The following is a 12,748-nucleotide window of genomic DNA, read 5'->3' as shown; positions in this document are numbered from 1 at the left end:
CTTACCAGACGTAGGCGAGGACTTCCCCACCCACGCCCTTCTTGTTCGCCTGCTTGTCGGTCAGCAGCCCGGTGGAGGTGGAGATGATCGCCACCCCGAGGCCGCCGAGGACCTTGGGCAGGGCGGTCGACTTCGCGTAGACACGCAGGCCGGGCTTGGACACCCGACGGACACCGGCGATGCTGCGCTCGCGGTTGGGGCCGTACTTGAGGGAGACCACCAGCTCCTTGCGGACGTGGCCTTCGACCTCGACGTCGTTGACGGTCCAGCCGCCGATGTAACCCTCCTGCTGGAGGATCTCGGCGACCTTCGTCTTGAGCTTCGACGACGGCATGGCCGCGGCGTCGTGGTACGCCTGGTTGGCGTTGCGGATCCGCGTGAGCATGTCCGCGATCGGGTCGGTCATCGTCATGGGTGCGTCGTGCCTCTCTCGCCGCGGTTCCGCACGCTGTCGTGCGCGGGCCTCTCGGCGACGTGGGTTGTGCTCCGGGGCGTGCCCGGGAGCGAGTGGCCCGCCCCGTGCGGGGCGGGCCGTACTGCGTCTGTTACCAGCTGGACTTGGTCACGCCGGGCAGCTCGCCGGCGTGGGCCATCTCCCGCAGGCAGATCCGGCACAGGCCGAACTTGCGGAAGACCGCGTGCGGCCGACCGCACCGCTGGCAGCGGGTGTAGCCGCGGACGGCGAACTTCGGCGTGCGAGCCGCCTTGTTGACAAGGGCCTTCTTGGCCATCTCTTGGTCTCCTACCTTCTACGCAGACCGCGTCAGCGGGTGGTGTTCACGACGGTCTGGCCGGCGAAGGGGAACCCGAGCCGCGACAGCAGCTCCCGGCCCTCCTCGTCGGTGGTGGCGGTGGTCACCAGGGTGATGTCCATGCCCCGGGGCCGGTCGATCTTGTCGACGTCGATCTCACGGAACATCGACTGCTCGGTCAGACCGAAGGTGTAGTTGCCGTGGCCGTCGAACTGCTTGGGGTTCAGGCCGCGGAAGTCGCGGATGCGGGGCAGGGCCAGCGACAGCAGCCGGTCCAGGAACTCCCACATGCGGTCACCGCGGAGGGTGACCTTCGCGCCGATCGGCATGCCCTCGCGCAGCTTGAACTGCGCGATCGACTTGCGGGCCCGCACGACGGCGGGCTTCTGGCCGGTGATGGCGGTGAGGTCGCGGACCGCGCCGTCCATCAGCTTGGCGTCACGGGTGGCCTCGCCGACGCCCATGTTGACCACGATCTTCACGAGACCGGGGATCTGCATGACGTTGGGGTAGCCGAATTCGGACTGCAGGGCCGGTGCGATCTCCTCGCGGTACCGGGCCAGCATGCGGGGCAGCTCACGGGTGGGTGCGCTCATGGTGTTCAGAGGTCCTTACCGGTGCGCCGCGAGACCCGGATGTTGCGGCCTTCCTCGTCCTTGCGGTAACCGACCCGGGTCGGCTTGTCCTCGGAGTCGATCACCATCACGTTGCTCACGTGGATGGCGGCCTCCTGCGTGACGATCCCGCCCTGCTGGGCACCGCGCTGGGTGGTGCTGATCCGGGTGTGCTTCTTCACCCGGCCGATGCCCTCCACCAGGACCTTCTGGGTCCGGGGGAACGCCGCGATGACGCGGCCCTTGGCACCCTTGTCCTTGCCGGCCAGGACGACGACGGAGTCGCCCTTCTTGACCTTCATCGACGGGGTCTTCCCGCTCGTCGGCTGAGCCATGATCACAACACCTCCGGAGCGAGCGAGATGATCCGCATGAAGCGCTTGTCGCGCAGTTCCCGGCCCACCGGGCCGAAGATGCGCGTACCGCGCGGGTCGCCGCTGTCGCGGATGATCACCGCGGCGTTCTCGTCGAAGCGGATGTAGGAACCGTCCGGACGACGGCGCTCCTTGACCGTGCGGACGATGACGGCCTTGACCACATCGCCCTTCTTGACGCCTGCGCCCGGCAGCGCGTCCTTGACGGTGGCGACGATGACGTCACCGATGCCCGCGTAGCGACGCCCCGAGCCACCGAGCACGCGGATGCACAAGATCTCCTTGGCCCCGGTGTTGTCGGCGACCCTGAGCCGCGACTCCTGCTGGATCACTTCCTGCTCCTGAATCTGAGTGGTGACAGCCGGACCGGATCGGTGAACCGGCTGTCCGGTACCCACGTGCGGACGCACCGGCAGCGATCGCCGCCGGTGCGTCCGTGCACGGGTCCCGGGATGTGGCGCGCTCCGAAGAGCGCGCCAGTCGTCCAGGGTACTCCCTGCTCACCGGCCCCGAGGGGCCGGCTGTCGACTTCTTACTTGGCCTTCTCCACGACCGTCACCAGACGCCACCGCTTGGTGGCGGAGGTGGGGCGCGTCTCCATGATCTGCACCCGGTCGCCGATGCCGGCGGTGTTCTGCTCGTCGTGCGCCTTCAGCTTGCTGGTGCGGCGCAGGACCTTGCCGTAGAGCCCGTGCTTCACACGGTCCTCGACCTCGACGACGATGGTCTTGTCCATCTTGTCGCTGACGACCAGGCCCTCGCGGACCTTGCGGTAGCCACGCCCGGCCAGGCCGGGCCCGGTCGAGGTCTCGGTGCTGGTGTTCGTGACCTCGCTCATGCGACACCCTCGTTCGGGGCGACCGAGAGACCCAGCTCGCGCTCGCGCATGATCGTGTAGATCCGGGCGATGTCGCGGCGGACGGTCTGCAGTCGCCGGTTGTTGTCCAGCTGGCCGGTGGCCACCTGGAACCGCAGGTTGAACAGCTCTTCGCGCGACTCGCGCAGCCGGGTGGCCAGCTCGTCGGCGGACAGCTCGCGCAGCTCAGGCGCAGTGAGGCCGGCGGCCATCACACCTCTCCTTCGCGAGTGATGAAGCGGCACTTCATGGGGAGCTTGTGGATCGCGCGGCGCATGGCCTCGCGGGCCACCGGCTCGGCGACACCCGACAGCTCGAACATGATCCGACCCGGCTTGACGTTCGCCACCCACCACTCGGGCGAGCCCTTGCCGGAACCCATGCGGGTCTCGGCCGGCTTCTTGGTCAGCGGACGGTCGGGGTAGATCGAGATCCACACCTTGCCGCCACGCTTGATGTGACGGGTCATGGCGATACGAGCGGACTCGATCTGCCGGTTCGTCACGTAGGCAGGCTCAAGAGCCTGGATCGCGAAGTCACCGAAGTTGATCGCGGTGCCGCCCTTGGCCCGCCCGGTGCGGTCCGGGTGGTGCTGCTTGCGGTGCTTGACCCGACGCGGGATGAGCACTGGTCAGCCCTCCGTGTTCTCGGCGCCGGCGGCCTTCGCAGCCGCGGTGCCCTCAGCACCGGCAGCCTCGCCGATGCTCTGTGCGGGAGCAGCCTCACCCGAGGCGACGGCGACGGCACTGGTGGCCTCGACGGGAGCCTCGGACGGCTGCTCGGTGGAGACCGGGGCGTCGGCCGCTGCACGGCCGGCCTCGGTGCCCCCGGCGGTGGTGCCGGACGAGCCGGACCGACGCTGGGGACGCTGGGCCCGCTCACGGCGCTGCTGACGCTGGGCGAGGGCCTCGAGGGCCTCCCGCTCGGCGCGCGAGCCGCTGGCGTCGCCCTTGTAGATCCAGACCTTCACGCCGATGCGGCCGAAGGTCGTGCGGGCCTCGTAGATGCCGTAGTCGATGTTCGCGCGCAGCGTGTGCAGCGGGACGCGACCCTCGCGGTAGAACTCCGAGCGGCTCATCTCCGTGCCGCCGAGGCGACCGGAGCACTGCACCCGGATGCCCTTGACCTGCGGGCTGCGCTGCGCCGACTGCATCGCCTTGCGCATGGCGCGACGGAAGCTCACGCGGCTGGACAGCTGCTCGGCGACACCCTGGGCGACCAGCTGCGCATCGGACTCGGGGTTCTTCACCTCGAGGATGTTCAGCTGGACCTGCTTGCCGGTGAGCTTCTCGAGCTCGCCGCGGATGCGGTCTGCCTCCGCGCCGCGACGGCCGATGACGATGCCCGGCCGGGCGGTGTGGATGTCCACTCGGACCCGGTCACGGGTGCGCTCGATCTCCACCTTCGAGATCCCGGCGCGCTCCATGCCCTTGCCCATGAGCTTCCGGATGGCCACGTCTTCCTTGACGTAGTCCGCGTACAGCTTGTCCGCGTACCACCGGGACTTGTAGTCGGTGGTGATGCCGAGCCGGAACCCGTGCGGGTTGACCTTCTGACCCACTAGCGGGTCCCTCCCCTCGTGTTGCTCTTCTGCTGCTGAGTGGCCGGGCCAGACTGCCCGGTCTCCCGACGTGCCTTGCGCGACCGCAGGGCCAGCTCAGCGCTCGAGCTCACCTCGGCCACCTCGACGGTGATGTGGCTGGTCCGCTTGTTGATGCGGAACGCCCGGCCCTGGGCGCGCGGACGGATCCGCTTGAGCGTGGGGCCCTCGTCGACGAACGCGGCGCTGACGACCAGCGCTGCGGGGTCCAACTGCAGGTTGTGCTCGGCGTTGGCGACCGCGCTGGCGACGACCTTGGCCACCGGCTCACTGGCGGTCTGCGGCGTGAAGCGCAGCAGTGCCAGGGCCTCGTCGGTCGGCAGGTAGCGGATCATGTCCACCACCCGGCGGGCCTTCATCGGGGTGACGCTGACGAACCGGGCCGTGGCCCGGGCGACCGGCGTCTCCTGTCCCAACTGGGAAGTCATCTGGGTCTCTTCTCTACCTGGTCGTCGCTCAGCCGCGCCGCGACCGGCGGTCGTCCTTGACGTGCCCACGGAAGGTGCGCGTGGGCGCGAACTCGCCGAGCTTGTGCCCGACCATCGCCTCGGTGACGAACACCGGGACGTGCTTGCGGCCGTCGTGCACGGCGATCGTGTGCCCGAGCATGTCGGGGATGATCGTCGAACGCCGCGACCAGGTGCGGATGACGTTCTTGGTGCCCTTGTCGTTCTGGACGTCCACCTTGGCGAGCAGGTGGTCGTCGACGAACGGGCCCTTCTTGAGGCTGCGTGGCATGTCTGTCGGACTCCTCTACCCGCTCAGCGCTTCTTGTTCGTGCGCCGGCGGCGCACGATCAGGGCATCACTGGCCTTGCGCTTGCGCGTACGGCCCTCCGGCTTGCCCTTCGGGTTGACCGGGTGCCGGCCACCGGACGTCTTGCCCTCACCACCACCGTGCGGGTGGTCCACCGGGTTCATGGCGACACCGCGGACGGTCGGGCGCTTGCCCTTCCACCGCATCCGGCCGGCCTTGCCCCAGTTGATGTTCGACTGCTCGGCGTTGCCGACCTCACCGATGGTGGCGCGGCAGCGGACGTCGACGTTGCGGATCTCGCCCGAGGGCATCCGCAGCTGGGCGAAACGACCCTCACGGGCGACCAGCTGGACGCTCGTGCCGGCCGAGCGCGCGATCTTCGCCCCGCCACCGGGCCGCAGCTCGATGGCGTGGATGACCGTGCCGACCGGGATGTTGCGCAGCGGCAGGTTGTTGCCCGGCTTGATGTCGGCCGCCGGGCCGCACTCGACCGTGTCGCCCTGCTTCAGCTTCGCCGGGGCGATGATGTAGCGCTTCTCCCCGTCGGCGAAGTGCAGCAGCGCGATGCGCGAGGTGCGGTTCGGGTCGTACTCGATGTGCGCGACCTTGGCCGGCACACCGTCCTTGTCGGCCCGGCGGAAGTCGATGAGACGGTAGGCCCGCTTGTGCCCACCGCCCTGGTGACGAGCAGTCACACGCCCGTGGACGTTGCGCCCGCCACGACCGTGCAGCGGTCGGACCAGCGACTTCTCGGGATGGTCGCGGGTGACCTCGGCGAAGTCGGCGACGGACGAGCCGCGGCGGCCCGGCGTCGTCGGCTTGTACTTACGGATGGCCATGGTTCCTCAGAGTCCCTGTCTGTTCTCTCTGGTCCGATCGGTGGTCACCGGCGCTCAGGCGCCGGGTCCACCGAAGAGCTCGATGCGGTCACCGGGGGCAACGGAGACGATGGCGCGCTTGGTGTCCTTGCGCTTCCCCATCACAGCGCCCTTGGAGCGCTTCCTCTTCCCCTGGCGGTTGATCGTGTTGACGGCGAGGACCTTCACGTTGAAGACCTGCTGCACAGCGATCTTGATCTGGGTCTTGTTCGCGTCGGGCCGGACGATGAACGTGTACTTGTTCTCGTCCAGGAGCCCGTAGCTCTTCTCCGAGATGACCGGGGACAGCAGCACGTCCCGGGGGTCGCGGACGCTCATGCCTTCTCCTCGGTCGTGTCGGTCGTGGTGGCCGGCGCGATCGAGGGCACGTCGCCGTCGATCTCGTGCGTCTCCAGGTCGGGGAGCTCGGCCGAGGAGGCCGCGCCCTTGCCGCCGCGGGCCGGGCCGGTGACGTACTCGTCCAGCGCGGTCTCGGTGAAGACGACCTCGTCGGACACCAGCACGTCGTAGGTGTTGAGCTGACCGGCCTCGATCAGGTGGACCCGCGGCACGTTGCGCAGGCTCACCCAGTTGAGGACGTCGTCCCGGTCGAGGACGACCAGCACGCGCTTGGCGGTGCTGATCGCGTCCAGGACCTTCAGCGCGGCCTTCGTCGAGGGGGCGTCCCCCTCGACGAACGCCGAGACGACGTGCACGCGGCCGTCCCGAGCCCGGTCGGAGAGGGCACCGCGCAGGGCGGCGGCCTTCATCTTCTTGGGCGTCTTCTGCTCGTAGTTGCGCGGCTGCGGGCCGTGCGAGATGCCACCGCCGGTGAACTGCGGCGAGCGCAGCGAACCCTGACGGGCACGACCGGTGCCCTTCTGGCGGTACGGCTTGGCGCCGGTGCCGCTGACCTGGGCGCGCGTCTTGGTCGAGTGCGTGCCCTGGCGGGCCGCGGCCAGCTGGGCCACGACGACCTGGTGCAGCAGCGAGACGTTGGCCGGGGCGTCGAAGAGCTCGCCGGGCAGCGTGACGCTGCCGGAGGTCTCCCCCGCCGGCGTCCGGACGTCGACCTGCCGGTCGGACCGGGTGTCGGTCACGCCAGCGGATGTCGATGTGGTCACTTCGCGTCACTCCCTACGGGGCCACCCTTGACCGCGGAACGGACGAGCAGCAGCCCGCCGCGCGGACCGGGAACGGCGCCCTTGATGAGCACCAGGCCCTTCTCCGTGTCGACCTGGTGGACCTTCAGCGACAGCGTGGTCGTGGTGACCGCGCCCATGCGTCCGGCCATGCGCACGCCCTTGAAGACGCGACCCGGGGTGGAGGCCCCGCCGATCGAGCCTGGGGCGCGGTGCTTGCGGTGGGTGCCGTGACCCGCGCCGAGGCCCTTGAAGCCGTGACGCTTCATGACGCCGGCGGTGCCCTTGCCCTTGCTGGTGCCGATGACGTCGACCTTGGCCACGTCGGAGAAGACCTCGGCGGTCAGCTCCTGACCGACCGTGTAGTCAGCGGCGTCCTCGGTGCGCAGCTCGACCAGGTGCCGGCGGGGCGTGACCCCGGCCTTGGCGAAGTGCCCGCCCTCGGGCTTGTTCACCTTGCGGGGGTCGATCGCACCGAAGCCGAGCTGGACGGCCGAGTAGCCGTCCTTCTCGGGAGTGCGCACCTGGGTGACCACGCACGGGCCCGCCTTGATGACGGTCACCGGCACGATGCGGTTGTTCTCGTCGAAGACCTGGGTCATCCCCAGCTTCTCGCCGAGGAGACCACGGAATGTGCTCGCCATGTCTGGGACAGCCCTTACTGGATGTTGACGTCGACCGAGGCCGGCAGGTCGATGCGCATCAGCGCGTCGACCGTCTTCGGCGTCGGGTCGAGGATGTCGATGAGCCGCTTGTGCGTACGCATCTCGAAGTGCTCGCGCGAGTCCTTGTACTTGTGCGGCGAGCGGATGACGCAGTACACGTTCTTCTCCGTCGGCAGCGGCACTGGGCCGACGACGCGCGCTCCGGTCTTCGTCACCGTGTCCACGATGCGCCGAGCCGAGGCATCGATGGCCTCGTGGTCGTAGGCCTTCAGCCGGATGCGGATCTTCTGTCCCGCCATCGGTTGTCTTCGCTCCTGCCGATCGGTTGTGAAAGTACAAGTGGGTCTGCTGACCCTGGGTCGGTTTCCCCGACCCGGCTGACGGGCGGCGGCCGATCCGGCCGCCGCCCGTCAGGGTGTCACTGGTTGATCTTGACGACCCGACCGGCGCCGACGGTGCGGCCACCCTCGCGGATGGCGAAGCGCAGGCCCTCCTCCATGGCGATCGGCTGGATCAGCTCGACCGACATCTCGGTGTTGTCGCCCGGCATGACCATCTCGGTGCCCGCAGGCAGCGTGACGACGCCGGTGACGTCCGTGGTCCGGAAGTAGAACTGGGGACGGTAGTTGTTGAAGAACGGCGTGTGGCGGCCGCCCTCGTCCTTCGAGAGGATGTAGACCGAGCCCTCGAAGTTCGTGTGCGGGGTGATCGAACCCGGCTTCACGACGACCTGGCCGCGCTCGACGTCCTCGCGCTTGATGCCACGCAGCAGCAGACCGACGTTGTCACCGGCCTGACCCTGGTCGAGCAGCTTGCGGAACATCTCGACGCCGGTGACGGTCGTCTTGGTCGAGGTCGGGCGGATGCCGACGATCTCGATCTCCTCGGAGACCTTGACGATGCCGCGCTCGACGCGACCGGTGACGACCGTGCCACGACCGGTGATCGTGAAGACGTCCTCGACGGGCATGAGGAACGGCTTGTCGATCTCACGCTCGGGCTCGGGGATCGCCGTGTCGACGGCGTTCATGAGCTCCATGAGCTTGTCGCCCCACTCGGCGTCGCCCTCGAGCGCCTTCAGCGCCGAGACGCGGACCACGGGGACGTCGTCGCCCGGGAACTCGTACTCGGACAGCAGCTCACGGACCTCCAGCTCGACGAGCTCGAGGATCTCCTCGTCGTCGACCATGTCGGCCTTGTTCAGCGCGACCACGATGTAGGGGACACCGACCTGGCGGGCCAGGAGCACGTGCTCCTTGGTCTGCGGCATCGGGCCGTCGGTGGCCGCGACCACGAGGATGGCGCCGTCCATCTGCGCCGCACCGGTGATCATGTTCTTGATGTAGTCGGCGTGCCCGGGGCAGTCGACGTGCGCGTAGTGCCGGTTCTCGGTCTGGTACTCGACGTGGGCGATCGAGATCGTGATGCCGCGGGCCTTCTCCTCGGGCGCCTTGTCGATCATGTCGAAGGCGGACGCCTCGTTGAGGTTCGGGAACTTGTCGTGCAGCACCTTGGTGATCGCCGCGGTCAGCGTCGTCTTACCGTGGTCGATGTGCCCGATGGTGCCGATGTTGACGTGCGGCTTGGTCCGCTCGAACTTGGCCTTGGCCACTGGGATCCTCTCTCCGTGTCTTCGCAGTCGTGCTCGTGTCTGGGGTGGTCCGTGCTCGGGGGGCGGGCCCGGGGTACCCGGGCCCGCCGTCCCGTTACTCGCCGGTCGCCTTGGCGATGATCTCCTTGGCAACGTTGGCCGGGACCTCGGCGTAGGTGTCGAACACCATGGTGTAGCTCGCCCGCCCCTGGGTGCGGCTGCGCAGGTCGCCCACGTAGCCGAACATCTCCGACAGCGGCACCAGGGCCCGGACGACGCGAGCGCCGGAGCGCTCCTCCATCGCCTGGATGGTCCCGCGGCGGGAGTTCAGGTCGCCGATGACGTCGCCCATGTTCTCCTCAGGGGTGACGACCTCGACCGCCATCATCGGCTCCAGCAGGGCCGGGCTGGCCTTGCGGGCAGCCTCCTTGAAGGCGATCGAACCGGCGATCTTGAAGGCCATCTCCGAGGAGTCGACCTCGTGGTACTGGCCGTCCAGGAGCGACGCCTTGACGCCGACCATCGGGTAGCCGGCGAGGATGCCGTACTGCATGGCGTCCTGCATGCCGGCGTCGACCGACGGGATGTACTCCCGCGGGATGCGCCCACCCGTGACCTTGTTCTCGAACTCGTAGGTCGCCGAGTCGCCGCTCATCTCCAGCGGCTCAAGGGCGATCTGCACCTTGGCGAACTGGCCGGAGCCACCCGTCTGCTTCTTGTGCGTGTAGTCGTAGCGCTCGACGGCCTTGCGGATCGTCTCGCGGTAGGCCACCTGCGGCTTGCCGACGTTGGCCTCGACGCGGAACTCGCGCCGCATGCGGTCGACCAGGATCTCCAGGTGCAGCTCGCCCATCCCGGAGATGACCGTCTGACCGGTCTCCTCGTCCAGCTTGACCTGGAAGGTGGGGTCCTCCTCGGCCAGCTTCTGGATCGCCGTGCCGAGCTTCTCCTGGTCGCCCTTGGTCTTGGGCTCGATCGCCACCGAGATGACCGGCGCGGGGAAGGTCATCGACTCGAGGATCACCGGGCTCTGCGGGTCACAGAGGGTGTCGCCCGTGGTCGTGTTCTTCATCCCGTTGACGGCGACGATCTCGCCGGCGCCCACGCCCGCGCGCTCTTCGCGCTTGTTGGCGTGCATCTGGTAGATCTTGCCGACCCGCTCCTTGCGGTCCTTGGTGCTGTTCAGCACCGGGGAACCCGCGTCGAGCTTGCCGGAGTAGACCCGGATGTAGGTCAGCTTGCCCAGGTGCTGGTCCGTCTGGATCTTGAAGGCCAGTGCGGAGAACGGCTCGTTCTCGTCAGCGTGCCGCAGGACCTCGGTCTCGCCGTCCAGCGCGGTGCCGACGATCGACTCGACGTCCAGCGGGCTGGGCAGGTAGTCGACGACCGCGTCGAGCAGGGGCTGCACGCCCTTGTTCTTGAACGCCGTGCCGGTGAGCACCGGGTTGACCTGGCCGGCGATGGTGGCCTTGCGGATCGCGGCCTTGAGGCGCTCGGGGGCGATCTCCTCGCCGCCGAGGTAGTCCTCCATCAGCGAGTCGTCGAAGTCCGCGATGTTCTCGAGCAGCTTCTCGCGGTACTCGGCGGCCTGGTCGGCGAGCTCCGCCGGGATCTCCTCGATGGAGTAGTCCTCGCCCATCTTGGTCTCACCGCGCCAGGTGAGTGCGCGCATGAAGACCAGGTCGACGACGCCGATGAAGTCGGCCTCGGCCCCGATCGGCAGCTGCAGCACCAGCGGGTTGGCCGCGAGGCGCTCGATCATCATCTCGACGCAGCGGAAGAAGTCGGCACCGGTGCGGTCGAGCTTGTTGACGAAGCACATGCGCGGAACGCTGTACTTCTCTGCCTGCCGCCAGACCTGCTCGGTCTGCGGCTCGACGCCGGCCACACCGTCGTAGACGGCGACCGCCCCGTCGAGGACCCGCAGCGACCGCTCCACCTCGACGGTGAAGTCGACGTGACCCGGGGTGTCGATGATGTTGATGTCGTGATCGGCCCAGGAGCACTTCGTCGCGGCGGACGTGATCGTGATGCCGCGCTCCTGCTCCTGCTCCATCCAGTCCATCGTGGCCGCGCCGTCGTGGACTTCACCGATCTTGTAGTTGATACCGGTGTAGAAGAGGATCCGCTCGGTCGTGGTCGTCTTGCCGGCGTCGATGTGCGCCATGATCCCGATGTTGCGGGTCTTGGCGAGTTGGGCCTCGTTCTGGGCCATTACGTCACTCCTCTTCTGTCTCGTCCGTGCGCGGCGCCCGGGGGTCGCCCGGGTCCACCGCGGGCAGCGGCTGCTGAGGGACTGTCGTCACCAGCGGTAGTGCGCGAAGGCCTTGTTCGACTCGGCCATCTTGTGCGTGTCCTCGCGGCGCTTGACCGCGGCACCGAGACCGTTGCTCGCGTCCAGCAGCTCGTTCATGAGGCGCTCGGTCATCGTCTTCTCGCGGCGCGCCCGGCTGTACTGGATGAGCCAGCGCAGGCCGAGGGTGGTGCTGCGGGAGGGGCGGACCTCGATCGGCACCTGGTAGGTGGCACCACCGACGCGGCGGCTGCGCACCTCGAGGGCGGGCTTCACGTTGTCCAGCGCACGCTTGAGCGTGACGACCGGGTCGGTGTCGTTCTTCGCCCGGACGCCCTCGAGGGCGCCGTAGACGATCGCCTCGGCGATGGAGCGCTTGCCGTCGACGAGCACCTTGTTCACCAGCTGGGTCACCAGCTGGGACTGGTACACCGGGTCGGCGACGAGCGGACGCTTCGGCGCGGGGCCCTTGCGCGGCATTAGCTCTTCTCCTTCTTCGCGCCGTAGCGGCTGCGAGCCTGCTTGCGGCCGCGGACGCCCTGGGTGTCCAGCGATCCGCGAATGATCTTGTACCGGACGCCGGGGAGGTCCTTCACCCGGCCGCCGCGCACGAGCACCATCGAGTGCTCCTGCAGGTTGTGGCCGACGCCCGGGATGTAGGCGGTCACCTCGACGCCACTGGTGAGGCGGACGCGAGCGACCTTGCGCAGCGCCGAGTTCGGCTTCTTCGGCGTCGTCGTGTAGACGCGCGTGCACACGCCGCGGCGCTGAGGGGATCCCTTCAACGCCGGGGTCTTGGTCTTCTCGACCTTGTCCTCGCGGCCCTTGCGGACCAGCTGCTGGATCGTGGGCATGGGTGGCCTGGATCTCCTGCCTGCGCTGGGTCGTGCTGTGGATGTGGTGCACTGCTGTGGTGTGCCCGGTCGCCCGGCCCTTCGAGTCTGCCCGCGACCCACCCTCCGACCCCCGCGTTCGGGCGTGTCGCCCTTCGCGAGAACCGGTCAGTTGATCGAACCGGACTCATCGCCCCTCGCGACTCGGCACCGGCCACACCACCTTGCAGTGGGCCCCGTCTGTGACGGGAGTGGCCCCCAGCATCCGGTCGATCCGAGGACCGATGGACACCCAGGTGCACCGCGAACGGGAGCAGGCCCAGTCATCCTGGGCACAGCTGACCACAGTACCCGGCCCGGCCGGACCGGTCAAAGCCGGGTCGACTTGTGGGCTGCGCACCGGGGTCAGCCGGTC

At 68.6% G+C, this 12,748-nt stretch carries 20 protein-coding genes; all 20 read right to left on the bottom strand.

From position 1 onward, the window contains the following. Nucleotide 1 precedes the first annotated feature (1 nt). The 20 genes from rpsH to rpsL all read right to left on the bottom strand — a co-directional run bounded on the left by rpsH (nt 2) and on the right by rpsL (nt 12,354). Nucleotides 2-412, bottom strand: a complete 411-nt coding sequence (rpsH, locus tag O2W16_RS12640; protein WP_269159162.1) for a 30S ribosomal protein S8 — start codon at nt 410-412, stop codon at nt 2-4. Between the two features lie 133 nt (nt 413-545). Continuing rightward, complete coding sequence (locus tag O2W16_RS12635; protein WP_036334286.1) at nt 546-731, bottom strand: type Z 30S ribosomal protein S14; 186 nt, start codon at nt 729-731, stop codon at nt 546-548. Between the two features lie 32 nt (nt 732-763). After that, on the bottom strand, nt 764-1,348 hold the full coding sequence (gene rplE, locus O2W16_RS12630; RefSeq protein WP_331253751.1) for a 50S ribosomal protein L5: 585 nt from the start codon (nt 1,346-1,348) through the stop codon (nt 764-766). Between the two features lie 5 nt (nt 1,349-1,353). Next, nucleotides 1,354-1,701 carry a 50S ribosomal protein L24 gene (gene rplX / locus O2W16_RS12625; RefSeq protein WP_442928849.1) on the bottom strand — a complete coding sequence of 116 codons (348 nt, stop codon included), beginning with the start codon at nt 1,699-1,701 and terminating at the stop codon, nt 1,354-1,356. 2 nt (nt 1,702-1,703) lie between these two features. Continuing rightward, entirely contained in the window at nt 1,704-2,072 is a 369-nt protein-coding gene (gene rplN / locus O2W16_RS12620) for a 50S ribosomal protein L14 (RefSeq protein WP_026844850.1), read from the bottom strand. Nucleotides 2,073-2,272: 200 nt separating this feature from the next. Next, entirely contained in the window at nt 2,273-2,578 is a 306-nt protein-coding gene (gene rpsQ / locus O2W16_RS12615) for a 30S ribosomal protein S17 (RefSeq protein WP_269159161.1), read from the bottom strand. Continuing rightward, nucleotides 2,575-2,808 carry a 50S ribosomal protein L29 gene (rpmC, locus tag O2W16_RS12610; protein WP_014742850.1) on the bottom strand — a complete coding sequence of 78 codons (234 nt, stop codon included), beginning with the start codon at nt 2,806-2,808 and terminating at the stop codon, nt 2,575-2,577. The genes rpsQ and rpmC overlap by 4 nt, the downstream gene beginning before the upstream one ends. Next, entirely contained in the window at nt 2,808-3,224 is a 417-nt protein-coding gene (gene rplP / locus O2W16_RS12605; RefSeq protein ID WP_014742851.1) for a 50S ribosomal protein L16, read from the bottom strand. Before rplP ends, rpmC begins: the two co-directional genes overlap by 1 nt. A gap of 3 nt (nt 3,225-3,227) precedes the next feature. Further along, nucleotides 3,228-4,157: a 30S ribosomal protein S3 gene (gene rpsC / locus O2W16_RS12600; RefSeq protein ID WP_269159160.1), complete on the bottom strand. Its 930-nt coding sequence runs from the start codon at nt 4,155-4,157 to the stop codon at nt 3,228-3,230. Continuing rightward, nucleotides 4,157-4,624, bottom strand: a complete 468-nt coding sequence (rplV, locus tag O2W16_RS12595; RefSeq protein WP_442928911.1) for a 50S ribosomal protein L22 — start codon at nt 4,622-4,624, stop codon at nt 4,157-4,159. Before rplV ends, rpsC begins: the two co-directional genes overlap by 1 nt. A gap of 28 nt (nt 4,625-4,652) precedes the next feature. Next, a complete protein-coding gene (gene rpsS, locus O2W16_RS12590) occupies nt 4,653-4,934 on the bottom strand; it encodes a 30S ribosomal protein S19 (RefSeq protein ID WP_036334275.1) in 282 nt (93 codons plus the stop codon). Between the two features lie 23 nt (nt 4,935-4,957). Next, nucleotides 4,958-5,791 carry a 50S ribosomal protein L2 gene (gene rplB / locus O2W16_RS12585; RefSeq protein ID WP_036334274.1) on the bottom strand — a complete coding sequence of 278 codons (834 nt, stop codon included), beginning with the start codon at nt 5,789-5,791 and terminating at the stop codon, nt 4,958-4,960. 54 nt (nt 5,792-5,845) lie between these two features. Beyond that, nucleotides 5,846-6,148 (bottom strand): 50S ribosomal protein L23, encoded by a 303-nt coding sequence (gene rplW, locus O2W16_RS12580; protein WP_014742856.1) that lies wholly within the window; start codon nt 6,146-6,148, stop codon nt 5,846-5,848. Continuing rightward, on the bottom strand, nt 6,145-6,909 hold the full coding sequence (gene rplD / locus O2W16_RS12575; protein WP_269159159.1) for a 50S ribosomal protein L4: 765 nt from the start codon (nt 6,907-6,909) through the stop codon (nt 6,145-6,147). The genes rplW and rplD overlap by 4 nt, the downstream gene beginning before the upstream one ends. 20 nt (nt 6,910-6,929) lie before the next feature. Next, nucleotides 6,930-7,595, bottom strand: a complete 666-nt coding sequence (rplC, locus tag O2W16_RS12570; RefSeq protein ID WP_269159158.1) for a 50S ribosomal protein L3 — start codon at nt 7,593-7,595, stop codon at nt 6,930-6,932. Between the two features lie 14 nt (nt 7,596-7,609). Then, nucleotides 7,610-7,915 (bottom strand): 30S ribosomal protein S10, encoded by a 306-nt coding sequence (rpsJ, locus tag O2W16_RS12565; protein ID WP_014742859.1) that lies wholly within the window; start codon nt 7,913-7,915, stop codon nt 7,610-7,612. Nucleotides 7,916-8,034: 119 nt separating this feature from the next. Next, nucleotides 8,035-9,228 carry an elongation factor Tu gene (gene tuf / locus O2W16_RS12560; protein ID WP_269159157.1) on the bottom strand — a complete coding sequence of 398 codons (1,194 nt, stop codon included), beginning with the start codon at nt 9,226-9,228 and terminating at the stop codon, nt 8,035-8,037. A 94-nt stretch (nt 9,229-9,322) separates the two neighbouring features. Then, nucleotides 9,323-11,422, bottom strand: a complete 2,100-nt coding sequence (gene fusA / locus O2W16_RS12555) for an elongation factor G (protein WP_269159156.1) — start codon at nt 11,420-11,422, stop codon at nt 9,323-9,325. 87 nt (nt 11,423-11,509) lie between these two features. Continuing rightward, nucleotides 11,510-11,980 carry a 30S ribosomal protein S7 gene (gene rpsG / locus O2W16_RS12550; protein WP_269159155.1) on the bottom strand — a complete coding sequence of 157 codons (471 nt, stop codon included), beginning with the start codon at nt 11,978-11,980 and terminating at the stop codon, nt 11,510-11,512. Then, on the bottom strand, nt 11,980-12,354 hold the full coding sequence (rpsL, locus tag O2W16_RS12545; RefSeq protein WP_036334266.1) for a 30S ribosomal protein S12: 375 nt from the start codon (nt 12,352-12,354) through the stop codon (nt 11,980-11,982). The genes rpsG and rpsL overlap by 1 nt, the downstream gene beginning before the upstream one ends. Between the last annotated feature and the right edge of the window lie 394 nt (nt 12,355-12,748).

Source organism: Modestobacter sp. VKM Ac-2984, from assembly GCF_026967985.1.
In the GTDB taxonomy this organism is placed as follows: Bacteria; Actinomycetota; Actinomycetes; order Mycobacteriales; family Geodermatophilaceae; genus Modestobacter.
The sequence above is the reverse complement of the archived record's forward strand: the minus strand, read 5'-3'. Positions and strand labels throughout refer to the sequence as shown.